Annotated in this window: 8 protein-coding genes and 1 pseudogene; 7 read left to right on the plus strand and 2 right to left on the minus strand. The window is 66.2% G+C overall.

What is annotated here, in order from left to right:
- Positions 1–122: pseudogene (locus E8A12_RS21665) on the plus strand (50S ribosomal protein L1); the annotation flags it as partial.
- 74 nt (positions 123–196) lie between these two features.
- Positions 197–703 (plus strand): GNAT family N-acetyltransferase, encoded by a 507-nt coding sequence (locus E8A12_RS21670; RefSeq protein ID WP_293372767.1) that lies wholly within the window; start codon positions 197–199, stop codon positions 701–703.
- On the opposite strand, the gene E8A12_RS21675 is transcribed toward E8A12_RS21670, so the two are convergent.
- Both E8A12_RS21675 and E8A12_RS21680 read right to left on the minus strand, forming a co-directional pair.
- Positions 700–1,089 (minus strand): hypothetical protein, encoded by a 390-nt coding sequence (locus E8A12_RS21675; protein WP_293372769.1) that lies wholly within the window; start codon positions 1,087–1,089, stop codon positions 700–702. The two genes, E8A12_RS21670 and E8A12_RS21675, sit on opposite strands and share 4 nt — an antisense overlap.
- Positions 1,090–1,142: 53 nt before the next feature.
- On the minus strand, positions 1,143–2,234 hold the full coding sequence (locus E8A12_RS21680) for a ferritin-like domain-containing protein (RefSeq protein WP_293372771.1): 1,092 nt from the start codon (positions 2,232–2,234) through the stop codon (positions 1,143–1,145).
- A 422-nt stretch (positions 2,235–2,656) separates the two neighbouring features.
- Between E8A12_RS21680 and rplJ the strand changes: the two genes are divergently transcribed.
- From rplJ to rpoB, 5 genes are all read left to right on the plus strand, one after another.
- Positions 2,657–3,172, plus strand: coding sequence for a 50S ribosomal protein L10 (gene rplJ / locus E8A12_RS21685; protein WP_293372773.1), 516 nt, complete (start codon positions 2,657–2,659; stop codon positions 3,170–3,172).
- Between the two features lie 48 nt (positions 3,173–3,220).
- A complete protein-coding gene (gene rplL / locus E8A12_RS21690; RefSeq protein WP_293372775.1) occupies positions 3,221–3,607 on the plus strand; it encodes a 50S ribosomal protein L7/L12 in 387 nt (128 codons plus the stop codon).
- A 118-nt stretch (positions 3,608–3,725) separates the two neighbouring features.
- A complete protein-coding gene (locus E8A12_RS21695; RefSeq protein WP_293372777.1) occupies positions 3,726–4,802 on the plus strand; it encodes a helix-turn-helix domain-containing protein in 1,077 nt (358 codons plus the stop codon).
- A gap of 90 nt (positions 4,803–4,892) precedes the next feature.
- Positions 4,893–5,705 carry a sterol desaturase family protein gene (locus E8A12_RS21700; RefSeq protein ID WP_293372779.1) on the plus strand — a complete coding sequence of 271 codons (813 nt, stop codon included), beginning with the start codon at positions 4,893–4,895 and terminating at the stop codon, positions 5,703–5,705.
- A gap of 395 nt (positions 5,706–6,100) precedes the next feature.
- Positions 6,101–10,002, plus strand: a 3,902-nt coding sequence (gene rpoB, locus E8A12_RS21705) for a DNA-directed RNA polymerase subunit beta (protein WP_293372781.1), incomplete at its 3' end; no start/stop codon positions are given.

Raw genomic sequence — 10,002 nt, forward strand, 5'->3', positions numbered from 1 at the left:
TGGTCGACGCGCTCAACAAGGCCAAGCCGTCCGGCGCCAAGGGCGTCTACATCAAGAAGATCAGCCTTTCGTCGACGATGGGCCCGGGCTTCAAGGTGGATACGGCCTCGGCCGGCGCCTAAGCGCTTCCGATAGATCGAGAAAATCGGGGGAGCTGCGGCGACGCAGCTCCCCTTTTTCGTTGCAGGAGGCCGCCATGGCCGACGTCACCGTGGAAATCGCCGAGCCGCAGCAGCGGCCGGCCCTGGAAAGTCTCTGCCAGCTCTACGCCCATGATTTCTCCGAGTTCTGGGCCGGGCGGGAGGAGGGCGAACTGCAGGAGGACGGGCGGTTTGCGCAGTACATCTATCTGGACAGCTATTGGACCGAGGCGGACTGCACGCCGCTGCTGATCCGGGTCGAGGGCTTCCTGGCGGGCTTCGCCCTGATCAACAGTTTCTCCCATTCCGGCCTGCCCGTGGACCACGCGGTGGCGGAGTTCTTCGTGGCGCGCAAACATCGCAGGTTCGGCGTGGGCCTGGCCGCGGCGGTGAAGATCCTCGGCCACCGGCCCGGCCAGTGGGAGATGGCCGTGGCGCGCCGAAACCTCGCCGCCCTGCCGTTTTGGCGGCGTGTCGCCGCTGAGGTGGCCGGGCCGGCGGTGGAAGAGGTCGACCGCGACAACGATCTCTGGAACGGCCCGATCGTACGCTGTCGCGTCTAGTTTCCGATCAGCACCCGCGCCGAGATCAGGCGGCTGATCAGCACCGTGTGCGGATAGGCGCCCAGCGCGCCGTACTTGCCGGCCTCGGCCGTGCGGCGGCCCACGAAGCGGATGTGGTAGCGCCGCATGATGCCGCCCCCGTCGCCGGGGCGATCCTGCCAGCCGGAGAGCCACATGGTCTCACGCGTAGGCGTGCTGTCGGCGTGGAAGACGCTGGTGTCGAAGTCGTTGGAATAGTCGCCTTCGAAGATCTGCTCGGGACCCATCTGCAGGCCGCGCCAGGTCATTGGCGTCGGATCGAGCGCGTCTTCGGCGAGCGCGAGCCCGGACGCCAGCAGAATGCCGATGAAGGCCGCGGCCAGGGTGGCGATGAGCCGGTAACGCATGGTCCACCTCGCCGAGGGCGTCGGTCGCCTTTGGAGCCTTGAAGGCGCCGACGTCACGCCGTCTCCAGCGCCTGGGCTCGCTGGATGACGCTGGTCACGTAGTCGCGCCGCGCATCGTGCTCCTTGGCGATGGTGTCGTCGCTGTCCTGCAGCGCCTGCACGTCGGCCTGGGCGAACCCGAGGATGCCCATCTGATCGTAGCCGTTGCGAATGGTGTCGCCCCACAGGCCGATGTCCTTCACGATCGGCACGATGCGGGTGAACAGCGACGAGCGGAACATCGCCATGAAGCCCGAGTCGTACATGTGCTCGGCGCAGCGGGCCGGGTCGAGGCCCAGGGTCTTCCAGACCTCCACGGCGTCGAAGCGGTCGCGCATCAGGTAGCAGGCCTCCAGCAGGAACTCCTCGCGCTCATTGCGCTCGGCCTGGGTCAGCTGCGGATAGAAGTCGCGCAGGGCGAGGCGGCCGAAGGCCACGTGGCGGCTCTCGTCCTGCATGACGTAGGCGTTGACGGCGGCGGCCAGCGGGTTCTGGGCGTGATCGCGGATCTGCTGGAAGGCGGCGAGCGCCAGGCCTTCGATCACCACCTGCATGCCCAGGTAGGTCATGTCCCAGCGGCTGTCGCGCAGCACCTGATCGATGAGCTCCTGGAGCGGCGCGGTCATCGGATAGGCCACGCCGAACTTCTCGAGCAGTCGTTTGTAGCTCTCCACATGCCGCGCCTCGTCGATCACCTGGGTCGAGGCGTAGAACTTGGAGTCCACGTCCGGCACCTGGGTGACGATCTTGGCGGCGCAGATCAGCGCGCCCTGTTCGCCCTGCATGAACTGGCTGATCTGCCAGCCCTGGAAGTGGCGGCGCACGGTGGCCTTCTCCTTGGACGACATCTTTTCGTATTCGGCCATGCCGGAGATCGGCAGCATCTCTTCGGGCAGTTGCTCGGGGTTCTCTTCGTCGAGCTCCTGGGTCCAGTCGATCCGCGTTTCCGCGTCCCATTGCATCTCCACGCCCTTGCGGTAGAGGCCCATCATGGTTTCGCGGCCGTCGGCGTAGTCCCAGTTGAAGACCACGTCGAAATCCTGCGGCACATGCCACACGCTGCCTTCCGGCGCGGGGAACGGATAGCGATCGCTGAGCTTGCCCATGGTTTGTCTCCCTCGCGCCCTGGCGGCCCATCTCCTGGCGGACCTTGGCGGCGCCCGGCTATCTGACGGCAAAACAGCGTTTCAGACAAATGGAGAGATCGCTCGTCGCGCCCACCCGGTTGAATTCCCCGGCCGCATCCTGTAAAGGCCCGCGCTCTTAGAGTTTTCGCTTCGTTTTCGGACGGGGCGACGGATGGGGCGCAGACTATGCGCGTCCCTCCTGTCCAAGAACTGCGTAGCCTTCGGGGTCACCGGGGGCCGGAACGTGAAGGCGGGCCCGCCTTCAGCCGCAGGGAGACGGGAAGATTGAGGTTTCTCCGGCCATCCATTGCGATGGGCGCGAGGCCGCGGCTTTCCACATCGGACAGGTAAGTAACCGGCGTGCGCATTCGCGTGCGTCGAACCTGAGTATGGAGACCGCAATGGACCGCGCTCAAAAGCAGGAAGCCATCGAGACGCTCAAGGGCGTGTTCGACGGCGCCGGCGCCGTGGTCGTGACCCACTACATGGGTCTGACCGTTGCGGAAATGACCGATCTGCGGGGCCGTCTTCGTGTCGAAGGCGCCCAGCTGCAGGTGGTGAAGAACACTCTGGTGCAGAAGGCCTTGAACGGCTCGGTCGGCGAAGCGGGCGACGCCCTCTTCAAGGGCCCGGTCGCGATCGCCTATGCCCCGGACGCCGTCTCCGCCGCCAAGGTCGCGACCCAGTACGCCAAGGACAACGAGAAGTTCACCGTTGTCGGCGGCCTGATGGGTCAACAGGTGCTGGACCAGGCCTCGATCACCGCGCTCGCGCGGCTGCCGTCGCTGGATCAGCTCCGGGCCAAGATCATCGGCCTCCTGCAGGCGCCCGCGACCAAGATCGCCGGCATCATGCAGGCGCCCGCGGGTCAGCTGGCTCGCGTCGTCGGCGCCTACGCCGCCAAAGACGCCGCCTGATCGTCAATTTCGCAAACAAGCCAACACGAACCTCAAAGGAACCCTCCCATGTCGAAACTTGAAAAGCTGGTCGACGAACTCTCGACCCTGACCGTCCTGGAAGCCTCCGAGCTCTCCAAGCTGCTTGAAGAAAAGTGGGGCGTCTCGGCCGCCGCGCCGGTGGCCGTGGCCGCCGCTGGCGGTGGCGCCGCCGCTGCTCCGGCCGAAGTCGCCGAAGAGCAGACCGAGTTCACCGTGATCCTCACCGCCGGCGGCGAAAAGAAGATCAACGTGATCAAGGAAGTCCGCTCGGTCCGTCCGGACCTCGGCCTGAAGGAAGCCAAGGACCTGGTCGAAGGCGCCCCGCAGAACGTGAAGGAAAACGTTTCCAAGCAGGAAGCCGAAGAAGTGAAGAAGAAGCTGGAAGAAGCCGGCGCCTCCGTCACCATCAAGTAGGCGTCGCACCGTCCAAGCGGCGGTACGGAATGCGAAGGGCCGGAGAGCGATCTCCGGCCCTTTTTCCATGAGCGCTCTGTAACTTGGGCGTGAGCCCGGGCGTGCTAACCTGCGCGCCGTGAGCGATCCAGCACTCCTTGTCGATACGCTCGTCCGCGGCATCGCAGCGGGCGCCATGCTGGTGACCGCACTCAGCGTCTGGCGCAGCGGCGTGAGCCGCGACGTGCGGATCGCCGCGCCACTGCTCTGCCTCAGCGTCGCGGCCTGGCTGGTCACCGAGGCCACGGCGCTCTGGAACGCCGTCGATCATCCCGCGCCGCTGATGCTGATGGCGATGCCGTCGGCAGGACTGTTCTGGCTGTTCATCCTGGTGGTGTTTGAGGATCGCCGCGTCACGCCCCTGACGCTCGCGCCGACGGCGGTTCTGCTGATCACCGGGGTCCTTCGATGCTATATCGCGCCACCGCCCATCGCGGTGGGGATCTGGGCCGCAAGCAACGCCTTCAGCGGCCTTCTGGCCCTGCACGCCGCCTTCGTCATCGCCCGAGGGTGGCGCGGCGACCTGGTCGAGGGCCGGCGGCGCCTGCGCGCGCTTTTGCTGGGCTCAGCGGCGCTGTTCTCAGTGCTTGAGGTGTCCCTGGCGCTGGTCAATTGGGTGGACCCGCTGGGATCCTGGATGCGGTTCAGCGTAGGGGAAGCGTACGGCGGCCTGATCATGGCGGCGATCTGCGTCGGCAGCGCGATCCTCTTCCTGCAGGCCCGTCCTGAGGTGCTGGGCGCGCCGCGCCGGGCCACGGTCGGCGGCGACGCCCGCCAGGACGCAGCGGACCGTCTGTTGATCCAGCGGCTTGATGGGGTGATGACGGCGGAGGGCTGGCGGCGCGAAGGGCTGACCATCGGCGCGCTGGCCGCGGAGCTGGATTGCCCTGAGCACCGCCTGCGCCGGCTGATCAACCACCGGCTCGGCCACCGCAACTTCGCCGACTTCCTCAATGCGCACAGGATCGAGGCGGCAAAGCACCGGCTGGCCGACCCCGGCGAGGCGAGAACCGCGGTCGCCGTGATCGCCTTCGATCTCGGCTATGGGTCGCTTGGTCCGTTCAACCGGGCCTTCCGGGCGGCGACCGGCGAGACGCCCACCGCTTGGCGGCGCGAGGCGATAGCCGCCTCGCCGGATTTGCGAAAAGCCGGCTGATTTCGAAATCGACGAGGGTTTTCCGCCCTCGGCGAGACGGCGGCGCGCCGGCGCTGTCCCTTGGGCGCGACATCAAGGAGTCGCCGTTCAATGGAAACCTGGCTGCACAACCTGCCGCAGATGTGGCTCTTGGGCGTCTTCATCGACACGCGCCGTTACGTGATCTTCGCCGTCGCGGTCTGGCTGATACTGTGGGTGGCCCTGGCGTGGGTGCTGCGCAACCGGCGTATACGTGAGGACCGCCCGCCAGCGCGGCAGATGGCCTTCGAATTCCTGTTTTCGATCCGCTCCATCGCCATCTTCTCGACGATGGGCCTGATGACCAATCTGATGAGCCGGCTCGGCCTCTATCGGCTGTCGGACATCGGCGCGACCTGGGGTCCGATCTGGTTCTGGGCCAGCCTCGTCCTGATGATCCTGGGGCACGACGCCTACTACTACTTCGTCCACCGGGCGATGCATCACCCGCGGCTGTTCCGCCGCTTCCACCGCCGCCACCACCGCAGCCACAACCCCTCGCCCTTCACGGCCTACAGTTTCGACCTGCGCGAGGCCGGGATGATGATGTCCTTCGTCGTGCTGTGGCCGCTGGTGACGCCGACGCCCTGGGCGGTTGTGCCGCTGTTCGTGCTGCACCAGATCTTCCGCAACACCCTGCTGCACTGCGGCTTTGAGCTGATGCCGGCGCGGCGTGACGGACGGCCGCTGCTGGACTGGATGACGACGACAACCCACCACGACCTGCACCACGCACACGCCGGCTACAACCACGGCCTCTACTTCACCTGGTGGGATCGCTGGATGGGGACGGAGCACCCCGACTACCACGCCCAGTACGCCCGGGCGGCCTGGCGGCCCCTGGGCGCGCCTCTGAAGAGCCCTGAGGCGACGACGGCGGCCTGAAACGGTCAGAACCCAATCCTGACGGCGCCGGCTTCTCCCCGTCGGCGCCGTGCTTTTTCTCCGCGCCGAAGCTCCTTAAAAATCGCCCGTGCCGGCTGAGTCACATTTTCTGCGGGCAGGGGGCTTCCATCCGGGCCTGAAAGGGCTTATCTCGGCACCTTCGCGACATCACCCGATTCCCGTGACGCACACGCATGCGCTCTCGTGAATCGGCTTTTCGCGCGTCAAATGTCTCGAGGCATGGTCCGCAGCCCTCCGACCATGCGAAGGGGCGCCCCTGGCGACACAAGGGGCATTCCAGCGTCCGGCCGTCCCTCGCGGGATGGTTGAGGGTGGACGCGGAACTCAAATGCTGACGCCGGGAAACCGTTCCCTGGCGTCCTCAAGGGACACAAATGGCGCAATCCTTCACCGGTAAGAAGCGGATCCGTAAGTCGTTCGGCCGCATCCCTGAAGCCGTGCAGATGCCGAACCTGATCGAGGTTCAGCGCTCCTCCTACGAACAGTTCCTGCAGCGCGAGACGCGCGTGGCTGACCGTAAGGACGAGGGCATCGAGGCGGTCTTCAAGTCCGTCTTCCCGATCAAGGATTTCAACGAGCGCGCCGTCCTCGAGTACGTCTCCTACGAGTTCGAGGAGCCAAAGTACGACGTCGAGGAATGCGTCCAGCGCGACATGACCTACGCCGCGCCGCTCAAGGTGAAGCTGCGCCTCATCGTGTTCGAGACCGACGAGGAAACCGGCGCCCGCTCCGTGAAGGATATCAAGGAGCAGGACGTCTACATGGGCGACATCCCGCTGATGACGGAGAAGGGCACCTTCATCGTCAACGGCACGCAGCGCGTCATCGTCTCCCAGATGCACCGCTCGCCCGGCGTGTTCTTCGACCACGACAAGGGCAAGACCCACGCTTCGGGCAAGCTCTTGTTCGCCGCCCGCGTGATCCCCTACCGCGGCTCGTGGCTCGACTTCGAGTTCGACGCCAAGGACGTGGTCTACGTCCGCATCGACCGCCGCCGTAAGCTGCCGGCGACCACCTTCCTGATGGCGCTGGGCATGGACGGGGAGGAGATCCTCTCCACCTTCTACAACACCCTCACCTACAAGAAGGTGCTTGAGAAGAAGGGCAAGACCGGCGGCTGGGCCACGGCCTACCAGCCAGAACGCTGGCGCGGGGTGAAGCCGGAATTCGCGCTGATCGACGCCGACACCGGCGAAGAGATCGCGCCCGCCGGCACCAAGATCTCCGCCCGCAACGCCAAGAAGTTCGCCGACGCGGGTCTGAAGACCCTGCTGCTGGCCCCTGAGGCCCTGACCGGCAAGTACCTGGCCCGCGACCTGGTGAACTTCACCACCGGCGAGATCTACGCTGAAGCCGGCGACGAGCTGGACCCGACCCTGCTGGCCGCCCTGGAAGCCCAGGGCTTCGACAGCCTCGACGTGCTCGACATCGACGACGTCACGGTCGGCGCCTACATCCGCAACACGCTGCGTGTCGACAAGAACACCGCCCGCGAGGACGCGCTGTTCGACATCTACCGCGTCATGCGTCCGGGCGAGCCGCCGACGGTGGAAGCCGCCGAGGCGATGTTCAAGTCGCTGTTCTTCGACAGCGAGCGCTACGACCTCTCCTCGGTTGGCCGCGTGAAGATGAACATGCGCCTGGAGCTGGACTGTCCCGATGACGTGCGCGTGGTCCGCAAGGACGACGTGCTGGCGGTGCTGAAGACCCTGGTGGGCCTGCGCGACGGCCGCGGCGAGATCGACGACATCGACAACCTGGGCAACCGCCGGGTGCGTTCGGTGGGCGAGCTCCTGGAAAACCAGTACCGCGTCGGCCTCCTGCGCATGGAACGCGCGATCAAGGAGCGCATGAGCTCGGTCGACATCGACACGGTCATGCCGCACGACCTGATCAATGCGAAGCCGGCGGCCGCGGCCGTTCGCGAGTTCTTCGGCTCCAGCCAGCTCTCGCAGTTCATGGACCAGACCAATCCGCTGTCGGAAATCACCCACAAGCGCCGCCTCTCGGCGCTGGGCCCGGGCGGCCTGACCCGTGAGCGCGCGGGCTTCGAAGTCCGCGACGTGCACCCGACCCACTATGGCCGGATCTGCCCGATCGAGACGCCGGAAGGCCCGAACATCGGCCTGATCAACTCGCTCGCCACCCACGCGGTGGTGAACAAGTACGGCTTCATCGAGAGCCCGTACCGCCGGATCAAGGACGGCAAGACGACCGACGAGGTCGTCTACATGTCGGCCATGGAAGAGGCCAAGCACGTCATCGCCCAGGCCAACATCAAGCTCGAAAACGGCATGATCGTCGACGAGCTGGTCCCCGGTCGGATCAATGGCGAACCTTCGCTGCTGCCCCGCGCCGACGTCGACCTGATGGACGTGTCGCCCAAGCAGGTGGTGTCCGTCGCCGCCTCGCTGATCCCGTTCCTGGAAAACGACGACGCCAACCGCGCCCTGATGGGCTCCAACATGCAGAAGCAGGCCGTGCCGCTCATCCAGACGGATGCGCCGCTGGTCGGCACCGGCATGGAAGCCATCGTGGCCGTCGACTCCGGTGCGGTCCTGGTCGCCCGTCGTCCCGGCGTCATCGAGCAGATGGACGGCACCCGCATCGTGGTGCGCGCAACGGAAGAGACCGACCCGACCAAGCCCGGCGTCGACATCTACCGCCTGCAGAAGTTCCAGCGCTCCAACACCTCCACCTGCATCAATCAGCGTCCGCTGGTGCGCGTGGGCGACAAGGTCAATGCCGGCGACGTGATCGCCGACGGCCCGTCGACGGAGCTGGGCGAGCTGGCGCTGGGGCGTAACACCCTCGTCGCCTTCATGCCCTGGAATGGCTACAACTTCGAAGACTCGATCCTGATCTCCGAGCGCATCGTGCGCGACGACATCTTCACCTCGATCCACATCGAGGAATTCGAGGTCATGGCCCGCGACACCAAGCTGGGTCCGGAAGAAATCACCCGCGATATCCCCAACGTCGGCGAGGAAGCGCTCCGCAACCTCGACGAAGCCGGCATCGTGGCGATCGGCGCCGAAGTCCTGCCGGGCGATATCCTGGTGGGCAAGGTGACCCCGAAGGGCGAAAGCCCGATGACCCCGGAAGAGAAGCTGCTGCGCGCCATCTTCGGCGAGAAGGCCTCCGACGTCCGCGACACCTCGCTGCGGCTGCCCCCGGGCGTCGCCGGGACGATCGTCGAGGTCCGGGTGTTCAACCGGCACGGCGTCGACAAGGACGAACGCGCCCTGGCGATTGAACGGGCGGAAATCGACCGTCTGGGCAAGGACCGCGACGACGAGTTCGCCATCCTGAACCGCAACATGACCTCGCGCCTGCGCTCGCTCCTGGTGGGCAAGGTCGCTGTCTCGGGTCCCAAGGGCCTGGGTCGCGGCAAGATCGAAGCCGACAAGCTGGAAGAGATCTCTCCCGGCCTGTGGTGGCAGATCGCGCTCGAGGACGAGAAGGCCATGGCCGAGCTGGAGGCCATGCGCCGTCAGTTCGACGAGGCCCGCAAGCGTCTCGACCGCCGCTTCGAGGACAAGGTCGACAAGCTGCAACGCGGCGACGAACTGCCCCCGGGCGTCATGAAGATGGTCAAGGTGTTCGTGGCGGTGAAGCGCAAGCTGCAGCCGGGCGACAAGATGGCCGGCCGCCACGGCAACAAGGGCGTGATCTCCAAGATCCTGCCCGTCGAGGACATGCCCTATCTGGAAAACGGCCAGCACGTGGACATCGTGCTGAACCCCCTGGGCGTGCCCAGCCGGATGAACGTCGGCCAGATCTTCGAAACCCACCTGGGCTGGGCCTCCGCGGGCCTCGGCAAGCAGGTCGCCGACCTGCTGGACGCCTGGCAGAACGGCGGCCAGCGCAAGGCCCTGATCGATTACCTCGCCGGGACCTACGGCCCCGAAGAGGAGCTGCCGGAAAGCGATGAGGAGCTGATCGAGCTCTGCCGGAACCTGTCGAAGGGCATCCCCTTCGCCACCCCGGTGTTCGACGGCGCCCACATCGCCGACATCGAGAACCTGCTGGAGAAGGCCGGTCTCGACCGCTCGGGCCAGTCGTACCTGTACGACGGCCAGACGGGCGAGCGCTTCAAGCGTCCGGTGACGGTCGGCTACATCTACATGCTCAAGCTGCACCACCTGGTGGACGACAAGATCCACGCCCGCTCGATCGGTCCCTACTCGCTCGTCACCCAGCAACCGCTGGGCGGCAAGGCGCAGTTCGGCGGTCAGCGCTTCGGGGAAATGGAGGTCTGGGCTCTGGAAGCCTA

It is taken from the genome of Phenylobacterium sp., from assembly GCF_004799395.1.
GTDB lineage: Bacteria > Pseudomonadota > Alphaproteobacteria > Caulobacterales > Caulobacteraceae > Phenylobacterium.

Bases quoted from the DNA above. Each gene is read 5' to 3' on its own strand.
- E8A12_RS21670 (WP_293372767.1), top strand. From the start codon at position 197: ATGGCCGACGTCACCGTGGAAATCGCCGAGCCGCAGCAGCGGCCGGCC.
- E8A12_RS21700 (WP_293372779.1), top strand. From the start codon at position 4,893: ATGGAAACCTGGCTGCACAACCTGCCGCAGATGTGGCTCTTGGGCGTC.
- rplJ (WP_293372773.1), top strand. From the start codon at position 2,657: ATGGACCGCGCTCAAAAGCAGGAAGCCATCGAGACGCTCAAGGGCGTG.
- E8A12_RS21680 (WP_293372771.1), bottom strand. From the start codon at position 2,234: ATGGGCAAGCTCAGCGATCGCTATCCGTTCCCCGCGCCGGAAGGCAGC.
- rplL (WP_293372775.1), top strand. From the start codon at position 3,221: ATGTCGAAACTTGAAAAGCTGGTCGACGAACTCTCGACCCTGACCGTC.
- E8A12_RS21675 (WP_293372769.1), bottom strand. From the start codon at position 1,089: ATGCGTTACCGGCTCATCGCCACCCTGGCCGCGGCCTTCATCGGCATT.